Source organism: Burkholderia sp. AU45274 (genome assembly GCF_030482505.1).
Taxonomy (GTDB): domain Bacteria; phylum Pseudomonadota; class Gammaproteobacteria; order Burkholderiales; family Burkholderiaceae; genus Burkholderia.
Genome location: NZ_JAUJQE010000019.1, coordinates 13,208 through 27,378, shown reverse-complemented (window position 1 = coordinate 27,378; position 14,171 = coordinate 13,208). Strand labels below are relative to the sequence as shown.

Annotated in this window: 13 protein-coding genes; 8 read left to right on the top strand and 5 right to left on the bottom strand. The window is 65.0% G+C overall.

The features are described 5' to 3' along the window. Nucleotides 1-50 precede the first annotated feature (50 nt). The 4 genes from QZM35_RS35880 to QZM35_RS35865 all read left to right on the top strand — a co-directional run bounded on the left by QZM35_RS35880 (nucleotide 51) and on the right by QZM35_RS35865 (nucleotide 4,562). Entirely contained in the window at nucleotides 51-395 is a 345-nt protein-coding gene (locus QZM35_RS35880) for an MmcQ/YjbR family DNA-binding protein (RefSeq protein ID WP_047851577.1), read from the top strand. A gap of 419 nt (nucleotides 396-814) precedes the next feature. Beyond that, complete coding sequence (gene gabP / locus QZM35_RS35875; RefSeq protein ID WP_301777673.1) at nucleotides 815-2,206, top strand: GABA permease; 1,392 nt, start codon at nucleotides 815-817, stop codon at nucleotides 2,204-2,206. Nucleotides 2,207-2,522: 316 nt separating this feature from the next. After that, nucleotides 2,523-3,425: an alpha/beta fold hydrolase gene (locus tag QZM35_RS35870; protein WP_256976508.1), complete on the top strand. Its 903-nt coding sequence runs from the start codon at nucleotides 2,523-2,525 to the stop codon at nucleotides 3,423-3,425. A gap of 39 nt (nucleotides 3,426-3,464) precedes the next feature. Next, nucleotides 3,465-4,562 carry a radical SAM protein gene (locus tag QZM35_RS35865; protein ID WP_301777672.1) on the top strand — a complete coding sequence of 366 codons (1,098 nt, stop codon included), beginning with the start codon at nucleotides 3,465-3,467 and terminating at the stop codon, nucleotides 4,560-4,562. 105 nt (nucleotides 4,563-4,667) lie between these two features. On the opposite strand, the gene ychF is transcribed toward QZM35_RS35865, so the two are convergent. Continuing rightward, complete coding sequence (gene ychF / locus QZM35_RS35860) at nucleotides 4,668-5,762, bottom strand: redox-regulated ATPase YchF (protein ID WP_174975240.1); 1,095 nt, start codon at nucleotides 5,760-5,762, stop codon at nucleotides 4,668-4,670. Between the two features lie 247 nt (nucleotides 5,763-6,009). Here ychF and QZM35_RS35855 point away from each other — a divergent pair, with 247 nt between their 5' ends. The 4 genes from QZM35_RS35855 (at nucleotide 6,010) to QZM35_RS35840 (ending at nucleotide 10,658) form a co-directional block, all read left to right on the top strand. Further along, nucleotides 6,010-7,188, top strand: a complete 1,179-nt coding sequence (locus QZM35_RS35855) for a UbiH/UbiF family hydroxylase (protein ID WP_089424390.1) — start codon at nucleotides 6,010-6,012, stop codon at nucleotides 7,186-7,188. A gap of 94 nt (nucleotides 7,189-7,282) precedes the next feature. Further along, nucleotides 7,283-8,011: a DsbC family protein gene (locus QZM35_RS35850; protein WP_089424391.1), complete on the top strand. Its 729-nt coding sequence runs from the start codon at nucleotides 7,283-7,285 to the stop codon at nucleotides 8,009-8,011. Between the two features lie 103 nt (nucleotides 8,012-8,114). Beyond that, the gene (locus QZM35_RS35845; protein ID WP_301777671.1) at nucleotides 8,115-9,914 is read left to right on the top strand and encodes a M61 family metallopeptidase; all 1,800 of its coding nucleotides are present in this window, start codon (nucleotides 8,115-8,117) and stop codon (nucleotides 9,912-9,914) included. Nucleotides 9,915-10,061: 147 nt separating this feature from the next. Continuing rightward, entirely contained in the window at nucleotides 10,062-10,658 is a 597-nt protein-coding gene (locus QZM35_RS35840) for an FMN-dependent NADH-azoreductase (protein ID WP_039362334.1), read from the top strand. 117 nt (nucleotides 10,659-10,775) lie between these two features. Here QZM35_RS35840 and QZM35_RS35835 read toward each other — a convergent pair whose 3' ends face one another. From QZM35_RS35835 to trpD, 4 genes are read right to left on the bottom strand one after another with little or no spacing between them, the layout of a single operon-like run. Further along, nucleotides 10,776-11,681, bottom strand: coding sequence for a uracil-DNA glycosylase (locus tag QZM35_RS35835; protein WP_089424393.1), 906 nt, complete (start codon nucleotides 11,679-11,681; stop codon nucleotides 10,776-10,778). A gap of 12 nt (nucleotides 11,682-11,693) precedes the next feature. Beyond that, entirely contained in the window at nucleotides 11,694-12,320 is a 627-nt protein-coding gene (locus QZM35_RS35830) for a CYTH domain-containing protein (RefSeq protein ID WP_301777670.1), read from the bottom strand. Continuing rightward, a complete protein-coding gene (gene trpC, locus QZM35_RS35825; RefSeq protein WP_089424395.1) occupies nucleotides 12,320-13,105 on the bottom strand; it encodes an indole-3-glycerol phosphate synthase TrpC in 786 nt (261 codons plus the stop codon). The genes QZM35_RS35830 and trpC overlap by 1 nt, the downstream gene beginning before the upstream one ends. A 29-nt stretch (nucleotides 13,106-13,134) precedes the next feature. Next, a complete protein-coding gene (gene trpD, locus QZM35_RS35820; RefSeq protein WP_043191545.1) occupies nucleotides 13,135-14,166 on the bottom strand; it encodes an anthranilate phosphoribosyltransferase in 1,032 nt (343 codons plus the stop codon). Between the last annotated feature and the right edge of the window lie 5 nt (nucleotides 14,167-14,171).

Sequence of the window (14,171 nt, the reverse complement as noted above, 5' to 3'; positions counted from 1 at the left end):
CCGGTACGGTGGCCGGATCGTGAACCGAAGGCATCCAGCCGGGAGGCCCCGTGACATTCGACGAAGTTCGGCAGATCGCACTGGCTTGGCGCGGCGTCGAGGAAGGCACGTCATACGGCACGCCCGCACTCAAGGTGAAGGGCAAGATGCTCGCGCGGCTGCGCGAGGACGGCGACACGCTCGTCGTAAAAGGCGTCGGCCCCGACGAGCGCGCGTGGCTGATCGAATCGGAACCCGACGTGTATTACGTGACGGATCACTACGTCGGCTGGCCGATCGTGCTGGTGCGACTGTCGGCGGCCCATCCGGACGCCGTGAAAAACCTGCTTCTGCGAGAATGGCAGGCCGTCGTCCCCGCCAAATGGCGTGACGAGATGGCGAACGGCACGCGCTGACGCGCCGCCGGTTGCGGCTGACTGACTCGATGTCGCCGGGCGCTTTCGGCGCGCTACCGAGTCGCCGCGAACGGTACAAGCGTTGCATCGATCGATGTCGATGCAACAAGTGGTTCCATCGAAATTCTTCAATTGGTTCTTAGTGAAGAACCGTTTGGTGCTTACACTCCTTCGCTTCGAAGGCAGCTGACGAAAGCCGACGGAAAGGGCGCACGCGATGCGCCGGCGCCCCGTGTGCCGCATCGCACCCGCAGCTTCGCAGACTGCGTCGCGACCCGTTCCGGAACGGCCCCCGATCCGGCTGCGCGCCTGCACCCATGCAGGCGCCGCATCCGGCCCGGCTCAAGAACGACAATCCCCCGTTGCTGCCTTCACGCGATACCCGGCCATACCGGAACCGTTTTTTTGGAGAGAGACAGATGAGTGGAAGCAACACAGGCCTTGGTACGGGCCTGAAGCAGCGGCACGTGACGATGATGTCGATTGCCGGCGTGATCGGCGCGGGCCTGTTCGTCGGCTCCGGCCACGCCATCGCGGAAGCCGGCCCGGCGTCGATCCTTGCGTATGCGATCGCAGGGGTGCTGGTCGTGCTCGTGATGCGCATGCTCGGCGAGATGGCAGTCGCCCATCCGGACAGCGGTTCGTTCTCCACCTATGCCGATCGCGCGATCGGCCACTGGGCCGGTTTCTCGATCGGCTGGCTGTACTGGTGGTTCTGGGTGCTCGTGATCCCGATCGAGGCGACTGCCGCCGCGACCATCCTCAATGCATGGTTTCCTGGCGTTGCAACCTGGGTCTTCGCGCTCGGCATCACGCTGGTGCTGACGGTGACCAACCTCTTCTCGGTCAAGAACTACGGCGAATTCGAATTCTGGTTCGCGCTGATCAAGGTTGTCGCGATCGTCGTGTTCCTGTGCATCGGCGGTGCGGCGATCGTCGGCATCATCCCGGCGCCGGCCGTATCGGGCGTGTCGAACCTGTTCGTGCATGACGGCTTCATGCCGCACGGCGCTGGCGCCGTGCTCGCGGCGATGCTGACGACGATGTTCTCGTTCCTCGGCACCGAGATCGTGACGATCGCGGCCGCCGAATCGGACAACCCGCAACGCCAGATCGTGCGTGCGACGAATTCGGTGATCTGGCGTATCACGCTGTTCTATCTCGGCTCGATTCTCGTCGTCGCGGCCATCGTGCCGTGGAACGACCCGCTGCTGCCGAAGCACGGCTCGTATCAGCGCGCGATGGAGCTGATCGGCGTCCCGAACGCGAAGGCGATCATCGACGTGATCGTGCTGGTGTCGGTCGCGAGCTGCCTGAACTCGGCGCTGTACACCGCGTCGCGAATGCTGTTCTCGCTGTCCAAGCGCAAGGATGCGCCCTCGTTCCTCCACCGCACCGATTCGACCGGCACGCCGCGCGCGGCCGTGCTCGCGTCGACCGCGTTCGGTTTCGTGACCGTGATCGCGAACTACCTGATGCCGGAGCAGGTGTTCGGCTTCCTGCTGGCGACGTCGGGCGCGATCGCGCTGCTCGTGTATCTCGTGATCGCGATCTCGCAGCTGCGGATGCGCAAGACGCTCGAATCGACCGGCGCGGACCTGACGCTGCGGATGTGGTTGTTCCCGTGGCTCACGTGGGCGGTGATCCTGTTCATCTGCGGCACGCTGACCGTGATGCTCGTGAGCGAGGATCACCGGATGGAAGTGGGGGCGACGGCTGTACTCGCGTTGATCGTGTTGTTGGCGTCGTGGCTGAACAAGCGTGGTCGCGACGCGCAGGCGAGCGAAGGGCGGCGCGTGTCGGCGACGTGATGGCGTGAAGTGTGGCGGGCGGAAAGCCCGCGTCACGAAAAATGGCCCGATCGGCGTTTGCCGGTCGGGCCATTTGCTTTTGGCATTATCCAATGCGGCGGAAAATGTGGACCGCGATCTTGTGTGAGGGGGCAAGAAGCAAGACGAAACTCGCGCGTAATAATCGAACTCGTCTGATTTCATCAACACAGACATGCTCGTACATTGATTGCTTCGATTACCGAGGTGAATCGATGGGCAAATCAATTTGGCCTCCTTTGTTGATGGTCGGCATTATCGGGCAGAGCCTGATATCCAATTGCGCGATCGATACGCCTTGTCGTTCGTCGACTGTATCGAGGTCGAAACAATGACTGAGCGTTCGACTGCTCGCGTCGGCATAGCTTTCTCCGCCCGCGACGGATTCCAGCTCAAGGGAACCTATTTCCCGGCGGCCGAGGGTGATCGTTCCCCCGTGCTCATCTGCCCTGCGACAGGAATCCGGCAATCCTTTTATTTCCCGTTTGCAGACTGGCTACGCAAAGAGGGCCACTCGACGTTTGTATTCGACTATCGGGGAATCGGCGCGTCGCTTGATACGGAGCACGTCCGCCAGTCCCGAGCGCGGAAACAGGACTGGGGGCAGTTCGACATGCCTGCGGCGCTCGACTGGCTTCTTGGCGAAACCGGTGTGCGCGGCGCACATTTGATCGGGCATAGCGCAGGCGCACAACTGGTCGGCCTGATGCCGAATCACGCATCCATTCGTTCGCTATGCGCCATCTCGGCGTCTTCCGGGTATGTCGGCAACATTCGCTGGCCAAAGCGTTTCGCGGCCTTGCTGCTTGCGCATATGTACGTGCCGATTTCCGTTCGATTGCTCGGTTACGTTCCGGCCAGGGTACTCGGTTGGGGTGATGATCTGCCGCCGTGCGTCGGACTTCAGTGGGCCCGATGGTGCCGTCGGCCGGGATATGTGGCGAACGAATTCGGAGTAGGGGTGGCACGCCACTACTACGACGAATTTATCGCTCCCGTCACCGTTGTGGCCGCAACCGACGACCCGCTTGCCACGCCGGCCAATATTGCAGACTGGCTGCGCCTGTTGCCGAGAGCCAAGTCCGACGTTCACTTCATCCATCCAGAAAATCCCGACGGCCGAGCAATTGGCCACGTCGGCATGTTCCGCCGCGAGCATTCGTCGCTGTGGCCGGAACTCACCAGAGGGTTGCTGCGCTGACGGAGCGCGTCGTTTGCATCCTCGCATCAGGAGACCACGATGGATGATTCAATTGAAATGAAATTGCGCTTCAAGGCCGTCAGAAATGAGGCGAAGGAGACGCGCGCGTCGCTTTACCATCTCACGAATCAATGCAACCTACGTTGCAAGGGCTGCTGGTTTTTCGAGAACGAATTCGATACGGCATCGCAAGAGTTGAGCGATGCGATTCGCCTTGAGCAGCGTGTGAGGGAGGAAGCTGCGCGCGGGATCAACGCGCCGCTATTGATTGGCGGCGAGCCTGCATTGCACCTCGATCGGATACGGATGTTCCGGAAATACATGCCGAAAGTGTCAGTGTCGACGAATGGACTTCGAAAAATCCCGTATGAAGGATTCGAGGACATCACCATCGCGATCTCCGTATTTGGCGGCGGGCCACTCGACGATGAATTGCGTGCGATCGGTCCGAACGGAAAACGCTTCACCGGCTTGTTTGACAAGGCACTGGCAAACTATCGCGACGACGAACGTGCGGGTTTTGTCTACGCAGTGACGATTGACGGTATCGCGTACATCGAGGAAACGGTGCGTAAAATTCGAGATAACGGGAATCGCTTGCTGTTCAATTACTACAGCCCCTACGACGTTGACGGACCGTTACGCAGGCGAGGCGAGGAGAGATTGCTGGACGTGTTGCTCGACTTAAAGGTGAAATACCCTGAAACCGTCGCAAGCCATCCCTATTATCTGGCGGCCCTGATGAGGGGCGAGACAGCTCGGGGAGCATTCAATGGTGCGAGTTGTCCGAGCGTTAGCGAGGATCATCCGCAAAACGTGGATCGGTTCGCATCGGGGTGGCCCTCGCTGCCCAGGTTCAATGCATATCGTGCCGACTTTGTCTCGCTTGCGCGCTGTTGTACATCAGGAGAATGTGCGAAGTGCCGTGACAGCCAGGCCGTGATTTCCTGGTTGCTGGTTAACGCGAGGCATGTACTGCAGGAAGACGACGGACTTCGGACATGGACGGAGGTTGCTGAAAGCTATTTCAGTCAGTTTGTCTGGTCGAAATACCATCCGCGCAACCGTATGGCGCGTACGTCGAATTGCGCAATGCAATGGGGCGGCACTGGGTGGTCACCATGCCGCCATGCATAGCCGGATCGAAATCGGACGGCCAACGCCGGTCGTGACGTAACCGGTGCGCCGAAAAGAAAAAAGCCCGCACAAAGCGGGCTTTTCACTGAAGCGATAACGCAACGCTCAGACGTTGAACAGGAAGTTCATCACGTCGCCGTCGTGCACGACATATTCCTTCCCTTCCGCGCGCATCTTGCCGGCTTCCTTCGCGCCTTGCTCGCCCTTGTACGTGACGAAGTCGTCGAATGCGATCGTCTGCGCGCGGATGAAGCCGCGCTCGAAGTCGGTGTGGATCACGCCGGCCGCTTGAGGGGCCGTGTCGCCGATATGGATCGTCCACGCGCGCACTTCCTTCACGCCCGCGGTGAAGTAGGTCTGCAGGCCGAGCAGCTTGAACCCCGCGCGGATCACGCGGTCGAGGCCCGGCTCTTCCATGCCCATGTCGGCGAGGAACGCTTCCTTGTCCGCATCGTCGAGATCGGCGATTTCCGCCTCGATCGCCGCGCACACGGCCACGACCGGCGCATTCTCGCTTTCCGCGTACTTGCGGACCGCGTCGAGGTGCGGGTTGTTCTCGAAACCGTCGTCCTTCACGTTGGCCACGTACATCGCCGGCTTCGCGGTGATCAGGCAGAACGGCTTGATCAGCGCCTCTTCGTCGTCCGACAGTTCGAGGCCGCGCACGGCCTTGCCCTGGTCGAGCTGCGCGCGCACTTTTTCGAGCACCGCGACGAGCTTCGCCGCTTCCTTGTCGTTGCCCGACTTCGCGGCCTTCGAATAGCGCGTGAGCGCCTTCTCGACGGTGCCGAGGTCGGCGAGCGCGAGTTCGGTGTTGATCACTTCGATGTCGTCGATCGGGCTGACCTTGCCGGCGACGTGAATGACGTTCTCGTCCTCGAAGCAGCGCACGACGTGCGTGATCGCGTCGGTTTCGCGAATGTTCGCGAGGAACTGGTTGCCGAGGCCTTCACCCTTGCTCGCGCCCGCGACGAGGCCCGCGATGTCGACGAATTCGACGACGGCCGGCACGATGCGCTCGGGGCTGATGATTTCAGCGAGCGCCTTCAGGCGCGTATCGGGCACTTCGACGATGCCGACGTTCGGCTCGATCGTGCAGAACGGGTAGTTCTCGGCGGCGATGCCGGCCTTGGTCAGCGCATTGAACAGGGTGGACTTGCCGACGTTGGGCAAGCCGACGATGCCGCATTTGAGACTCATGGAATCCTTCGGACGGGTAAGGCGGCGCGGCCGGACAGGGCACGGCGGCGCGGGAAAATAAGGGCGGCCGGCGCTTGGGGCGCGGCGGGCCGACGGTCAAAGTCGCTATTGTACCGTGCCGACGCCCCGGAATCCGGGCGGGCGCCGAACGGCCGATGCGGCGGGCCGCCGCGCTGCCGCATCGGCCTGCGATTCTGCTGATTTCCGGCAAAGTCCGGCCGCGTAAGGGTTTGGCCCCGCGGCTATAATGCCCGCCATGACTGCCCACCACACCTTCGACGTCGCCGTGGTCGGCGGCGGGCTCGTCGGCAAGACGGCCGCGCTCGCGCTGACCCAGTCCGGCTACAAGACAGCCTTGCTCGCCCAGCCGGCCACGCCGCGCCCCGCCGATCTCGCCTTCGACACGCGCGTCTACGCGCTGTCCTCCAGTTCGCAGGCGCTGCTCGAGCGGCTGCGCGTCTGGCAGGCGCTCGATCACAGCCGGCTTGCGCCGGTCTACGACATGCGCGTGTATGGCGACGCGCACGCGGAACTGCATTTCTCCGCGTACCAGGCGTCCGTGCCGCAGCTCGCGTGGATCGCCGAATCGTCGCTGGTCGAGGCGTCGCTCGACGCCGCGCTGCGGTTCCAGCCGAACCTCACGTGGTTCGATGCGCGCGCACAGGGCTTCGACGTGCGCGACGACGCGGCCGTGCTCACGCTGTCGTCGGGACAGGTGCTGGAAGCGGACCTCGTCGTCGGCGCGGACGGCGCGCATTCGTGGGTACGCTCGCAAATGGGGGCCAAGGTCGAGCGGCGCGACTACCGGCAAACCGGCGTCGTCGCGAACTTCAAGGCGTCGCTGCCGCACCGCGAGACCGCCTACCAGTGGTTCCACGAAGGCGAGATCGTCGCGCTGCTGCCGCTGCCGGACGGCCATGTGTCGCTCGTCTGGTCCGCGCACACCGCGCATGCGGACGAATTGCTCGCACTCGATCCGGCGCAGCTCGCGGCCGAAGTCGAGCGCGTGTCGCACGGCCAGGTCGGCACGCTCGACTGCGTGACGCCGGCTGCCGGCTTCCCGCTGGCGCTGCAGACGGTCGACAAGCTGATCGCACCGCGCGTCGCGCTCGTCGGCGATGCCGCGCACCTGATCCACCCGCTCGCGGGGCAGGGGATGAACCTCGGCCTGCGCGACGTCGCGGCGCTTGCCGACGCGATCGCAGGCAAGGAAAGCTTCCGCAACCTCGGCGATACGGTGCTGCTGCGTCGCTACGAGCGTTCGCGTCGCGAAGACATCCGCGCGCTGATGGTCGCGACCGACGGGCTGCAGCGGCTGTTCGCGGTGCCGGGCTCGCTCGCGAAGGCCGTGCGCAACGCGGGCATGGCCTTCGTCGGCGCGCAGCCGCTGGTAAAGCGCTGGCTCGTATCAGCCGCGCTCGGCTGATCGATCGAACCTTCGGCCGCTTCGCCGGTCGGACACGGTTCCGTTACGGCGTACACTGTGCCGTGCACTCCGATTGAGCTGAAGGAAGAATTCGATGAAAAAAACGATCCGCATCGCGTCGCTGGCGCTGGCCGTCACGATGGCGACGCTTGGCTGCACCGCGCAGGCCGACCAGACCACCGACAAGCTGAAAGCAACGCTGCAGGCCCGCCTCGGCAGCGACGCGCCGATCAAGAGCGTGTCGAAAGCGCCGGTCGCCGGCCTTTACGAAGTCAACCTCGGCTCGCAGATCATCTATAGCGATGCGGCAGGCGATTACGTGCTGCTCGGCGATCTCGTCGACACCAAGACGCACAAGAACCTGACCGACGCGCGCCTGTCCGAAATCAACAAGATCGACTTCGCGAGCCTGCCGTTCGCGAATGCGATCAAGGTCGTCAAGGGCAACGGTGCCCGCAAGATCGCGGTGTTCTCCGATCCGAACTGCCCGTATTGCAAGAAGCTCGAGACGACGCTGCAGTCGGTCGACAACGTGACCGTCTACACGTTCCTGTACCCGGTGCTGTCGCCGGATTCGACCGCGAAGTCGAAGGCGATCTGGTGTGCGACCGATCGCGCGAAAACGTGGCAGGGCTGGATGCTCGACCACCGCGCGCCGTCCGGCGCCGGTACCTGCGATACGACCGCGCTCGACAAGAACCTCGCACTCGGCCGTGGGATGAACGTCACGGGCACGCCGACGATCTTCCTGCCGGACGGCCGCCGCCTGCCGGGCGCCGTGTCGGCCGACCAGCTCAACCAGGCGCTCGCCTCGAGCAAGTAACCGACCACACGCCGGGCCGCATGGCCTGGCCAGCGAGGGGCGCCCGCATCTGCCGGCGCCTCTCTTCGTTTCCGCCGCCGTATTCGACCGACCGATTGCCACGATGACTCAGCCGATCCGCTATTCGATTGTTCCGAAAGATCTTGCCGCGCACCTGTTCGAAGTGTCGGTGACGGTCACCGATCCCGACCCCGAAGGCCAGCGCTTTTCGTTGCCGGTGTGGATTCCGGGCAGCTACCTCGTGCGCGAGTTCGCGCGCAACATCGTGACGCTCGGCGCCTTCAACGACGCGGGCCGCAAGGTGCGGATCGCGAAGACCGACAAGCACACGTGGCAGGCCGCACCCGTGAACGGCACGCTGACGCTGCGCTACGACGTGTATGCGTGGGACCTGTCGGTGCGCTCCGCGTATCTCGATGAGTCGGGCGGCTTCTTCAACGCGACGGCCGTGTTCCTGAGCGTTGCGGGCCGCGAGGATGCGCCGTGTGAAGTCGACATCGCGAAGCCGGCCGGTGCGGCGTTCCGCGCATGGCGCGTCGGTACGTCGCTGCCCGCGGCGCGCGGCACTAAGCGCTACGGGTTCGGTGCATATCGCGCAGCGAACTACGACGAGCTCTCCGACCATCCGGTGACGATCGGCGAATTCGCGCTCGCGACGTTCGACGCGCACGGCGTGCCGCACGACATCGTGATCGCGGGGCGCGTGACGCAGCTCGACCTGGAGCGCCTGCGCGCCGACCTGAAGCGCGTGTGCGAAGCGCAGATCGCGCTGTTCGAGCCGAAATCGAAGAAAGCGCCGATGGACCGCTACGTGTTCATGACGCTGGCGGTCAGCGACGGCTACGGCGGCCTCGAGCACCGCGCGTCGACCGCGCTGATCTGCAACCGCACCGACCTGCCGGTGAAGGGGCGGCCCGAAACGACGGAAGGCTATCGCACGTATCTCGGGCTCTGCAGCCACGAGTACTTCCATACGTGGAACGTGAAGCGCATCAAGCCGGCGGCGTTCGTGCCGTACGACCTGTCGAAGGAAAACTACACGTCGCTGCTGTGGCTGTTCGAAGGCTTCACGTCGTATTACGACGACCTGATGCTGGTGCGCAGCGGGCTGATGTCGCAGGACGAATATTTTGCGGCGCTCGGCCGTACGGTCGGCGGCGTGCTGCGCGGCACGGGGCGCCTGAAGCAGAGCGTCGCCGAAAGCTCGTTCGACGCGTGGATCAAGTACTACCGCCAGGACGAGAACGCGACCAATGCAATCGTCAGCTACTACACGAAGGGTTCGCTGGTCGCGCTCGCTTTCGATCTCGCGATCCGCGCGCAGACGCGCAACAAGAAGTCGCTCGACGACGTGATGCGCCTGCTGTGGCAGCGCTACGGCCGCGATTTTTATCGCGGCAAGCAGGCAGGCGTCGAGGAGAACGAAGTCGAGGCGCTGATCGAGGAGGCGACGGGCGTCGCGCTCGGCCGCCTGTTCGCCGATGCCGTGCACGGCACGCGCGACCTGCCGCTCGCCGAACTGCTCGCACCGTTCGGCGTGACGCTCGCGCCCGATGTGGCGAACGGCGCGCTCGCGAAGCCGACGATCGGCGCGCGCCTGCGCGGCGGCGCGGACTGCACGTTCGCGGCCGTCTACGAAGGCGGCGCCGCACATCGCGCGGGGCTGTCGGCCGGCGACACGCTGATCGCGGTCGACGGGCTGCGCGTCACGGGCACCAACCTCGACGCACTGCTCGCGCGCTACCGGCCGGGTGACAAGGTCGAGGTTCACGCGTTCCGGCGCGACGAGCTGCGCACCGCGAAACTGAAGCTCGACGGCCCGGAAGTCACGCGCTACCGGCTGACGGCGGCCGCGAAGCCGGCTGCGGTCTCGAAGGCCCGGGAGGCCTGGCTGAAGGGTTGAGCGCATTGAAGCGGGTATCGGGGCGCGATCAACGATTGTTCTGCTGCTGCAACAATCCGTCGCCCTGAACCCGCTTTTTCGCGATCATGCGGCCACGCACAATGGCGTCACTCGCGCTACCAAAGCGCAACCCTACTGGAGCCTGACATGACGACCATTCTGCAAATCAATTCCGCCGCGCGTTCGCAAGGTGCGCAATCCACGCTGCTGGCCAACGAACTGACGGCAAAGCTGCAACAATCGAACCCCGGCGCGAACGTCGTGGTTCGCGACCTGCTGGCCGATGCGCTGCCGCACCTCGACGAATCGGTGCTCGGCGCGTTCTTCACGCCGGCCGACAAGCGCACCGCGGAACAGAATGCGATCGTCGCGAAGAGCGATGCACTGATCGCCGAACTGCAAGCTGCCGACATCATCGTGATCGGCGCACCGATGTACAACTTCGGCATCTCGTCGCAACTGAAGACGTACTTCGACTGGATCGCACGTGCAGGCGTCACGTTCCGCTACACCGAGAACGGTCCGGAAGGCCTGATCAAGGGCAAGAAGGTTCACGTGGTGACGGCTCGTGGCGGCAAGTACGCCGGTACGCCGAACGACAGCCAGACCCCGTACCTGCGCACGTTCCTCGGCTTCGTCGGCATGACCGACGTGAACTTCATCTTCGCGGAAGGCCTGAACCTCGGCGCGGATGCGCAAAGTGCAGCGCTGGCTGGCGCACGCGAAGCGATCGCCGCCGCGTAAGGTCGATGCGGGTGCGTCGCACCTGCCGCGTCGCCCGATAAAAAAACGCCGCGTCCCGAAAGGGGCGCGGCGTTTTTGCATGCCGGCTGCCGTGGCGAACGAACGGCGGTGCGGCGGTTACGCGAGCGTTTCCGCCACGTCAGGCAGGCGCCAGTCGATCGGTTCGCGCCCTGCGTCGACCAGATAGTCGTTCGCGAGCGCGAAATGGCGGCAGCCGAGGAAGCCGCGGTGCGCGGACAGCGGCGACGGATGCGGCGCCTCGAGCACGCGGTGCGCGCTGGCGTCGAACAGCGCGCGCTTCGCCTGTGCGTGGGCGCCCCACAGCATGAAGACGAGCCCCTGATGGCGGCCGGCGAGTTCGCGGATCAGCGTGTCCGTGCATTGCTCCCAACCGCGCTTCGCATGGCTCGCGGCGGCCCCGCGCTCGACCGTCAGCACCGTGTTGAGCAGCAGCACGCCCTGGCGCGCCCAGGTGTCGAGGCAGCCGTGGCGCGGTGTGTCGTGGCCGAAGTTAGCGGCGATTTCCTTGAAGATGTTGCGCAGCGACGGCGGCGTGCGCACGGCCGGCGGCACCGAGAACGCGAGCCCGTGCGCCTGCGGCGTGCCGCGATCGTCGCCGTGGTACGGATCCTGGCCGAGGATCACGACTTTTACGTCGTCAGGGCTCGTCAGGCGCAGCGCGCGGAACACGTCGGTCGGGTAGACCGTCTTGCCGGCCGCACGCTCGTCATCGACGAAGCGGCACAGCGGCGCGTACGCGTCGCTGTCGGTAAAGGGTTTCAGCACGTCGCGCCAGACGGGCGGCAGCGCGTCGAATTGCGCGGCGAGGTGCGGGACGTCGGCGGCAACGGGCTGCGGTGCCGTCGGGGCCGCAGCCGGAGCGGCGGCTTTCTTGCCGGGCTTGCGTCCGGCCGCGGGCGCTTCGGGCGCCGGCGGCGGAATATGGGCCGGTGCCGTTTCCGGCACGGGATCATCGAACAGCGACGCCTGTTGCGGCGCGCGGGAAGTCTTGCGGGTTGCCATGCGTGATGCGGGTTATTGCGCGCGCAGCCGGTAGCCGCGCTGCGCCTTGCTGATGTTTTCGGGAACGAGGCCCGGCAGCGCTTGCTGCAATTCGGCGGCGAGCGTTGCAAGCGCCGCCTCCGGGCCGTCGATCAGTTCGAGTTCGATTTCGCTGATCGGTTCGCGGCGCGTTTCGTGTTCCGCCTGGACGACGATCTCGCCGAGGTCCACCGCGGCTTCGACGGTTGCGCCGCCGATTGCGATGCGCCACAGCGTACGCGAAAAATCCGTGCGGAACAGCGCCGACAGCGAGCCGGCCGCATCATTCAGCGCGGCGGCGGCTTCCGGCACGTCGCAGGCCGCGACGAGCGCGTCGATCTCGAGCGCGTCGCCGGCGACCGGCAGCTCCCACTCGTGGCGGCGATGCAGGCCGCCTTCCGCGCTGCCGACCGTCTTGAACGTCTGCAGCCAGCCGTGCGGCGTGCGGCGCACGCGCACCGCGCTCTTCGAGCGGGCCAGCGCGAGATCGGGCGTGTCGTAATAGACGTTTGCGAGCGTGATGTCGCGACCGGGTTCGCCGGTCAGCGTCTCGAAGAAGCGTCGCGCGGCGTCGGCCTGGCCGGCCGGCAGCGCGAGCTTGATTTCCTTTTCGATCGCCATCAGAAGAACATCCGTGCGAGTTCCTCGCCCGGCTGCCCGGCGCGCATGAACGCCTCGCCGACGAGGAACGTGTTCACGTTCGCCGCGCGCATCGTGTCGACGTCGGTGCGCGACAGGATGCCCGATTCGGTCACGACGATCCGGTCGGCCGGAATCATGTCGAGCATGTCGAGCGTGGTCTGGATCGACGTCTCGAACGTGCGCAGGTTGCGGTTGTTGATGCCGAGCAGCGGCGTCTTGAGCGTCAGCGCCTGTTCCATCTCGTTGCGGTCGTGGACTTCGACCAGCACCGCGAGGCCGAGCGAGTGTGCATACGCTTCGAGATCCTGCATCAGCGGCGTGTCGAGCGCGGCGGCGATCAGCAGGATCGCGTCGGCACCCATCGCGCGCGCTTCGATGATCTGGTACGCGTCGACGATGAAGTCCTTGCGCAGCACCGGCAGTTCGCAGGCCGCGCGCGCTTGTTCGAGATAGCGGGCGCTACCCTGGAAGAACTGCTCGTCGGTCAGCACCGACAGGCACGCGGCGCCGTGCGCTGCATACGAACGCGCGATGTCGGCAGGCACGAAATGCTCGCGCAGCACGCCCTTCGACGGGCTGGCCTTCTTGATTTCGGAAATCACGGCCGCGTGGCCGGCCGCATGCTTCGCGCGCAATGCGCCGACGAAGTCGCGCAGGTCGCGCGCGGACGCTTCCAGTTTCAGTGCCTCGAGCGGCGCGCTGCGCATGGCCGCCGCGACTTCTTCGCGCTTGACGCCGATGATTCGGTCGAGAATGTCGCTCATGTGGATTCCTGCTTGATTCGTAAGGGGAGTCAGCGCTTGAACTGCTGCGTGAAGCGCACGAGTTCGTCGACTTTCGCGCGGGCTTTGCCGCTCGCGATCGCTTCGCGGGCCAGCTGGATGCCGTCCGCGATCGACTCGGCGACGTTCGCCGCATAGAGCGCGGTGCCGGCGTTCAGTGTGACGATCTCACGCGCGACGCCCGGCTGGTTGTCCAGCGCACCGAGCAGCATCGTGCGCGATTCGTCGGCATTTTCCACCTTCAGCGTGCGGTTCGACACCATCTGCAGGCCGAAGTCTTCCGGATGGATCTCGTATTCGTGCACCTTGCCGTCGCGCAGCTCGCCGACGAGCGTTGCCGCGCCGAGCGATACCTCGTCCATCCCGTCCTTGCCGTACACGACCAGCACGTGCTGCGCGCCCAGGCGCTGCATCACGCGCACCTGGATGCCGACGAGGTCGGGGTGGAACACGCCCATCAGCTGGTTTGGCGCGCCGGCCGGGTTGGTCAGCGGGCCGAGGATGTTGAAGATCGTGCGCACGCCGAGCTCGCGGCGCACGGCTGCGATGTTCTTCATCGCCGGGTGATGGTTCGGCGCGAACATGAAGCCCATGCCCGTTTCGGCGATCGACGCGGCAACCTGGTCGGATTGCAGGTCGATGTTCACGCCGAGCGCCTCGAGCACGTCGGCGCTGCCGGACTTGCTCGATACGCCGCGGTTGCCGTGCTTCGCGACTTTCGCGCCGGCCGCGGCCGTGACGAACATCGACGCGGTCGAGATGTTGAACGTGTGCGAGCCGTCGCCGCCGGTGCCGACGATGTCGACGAAGTTCGAGTTGTCCTGCACCTCGACGTGGTTCGCGAATTCGCGCATCACGGTCGCGGCGGCGGCGATCTCGCCGATCGTCTCCTTCTTCACGCGCAGCCCGGTGATGATCGCGGCCGCCATCACGGGCGACATGTCGCCGCGCATGATGAGCCGCATCAGGTGCAGCATCTCGTCGTGGAAGATTTCGCGGTGTTCGATCGTGCGCTGCAGCGCTTCCTGCGGGGTAATCGTCATCGTGA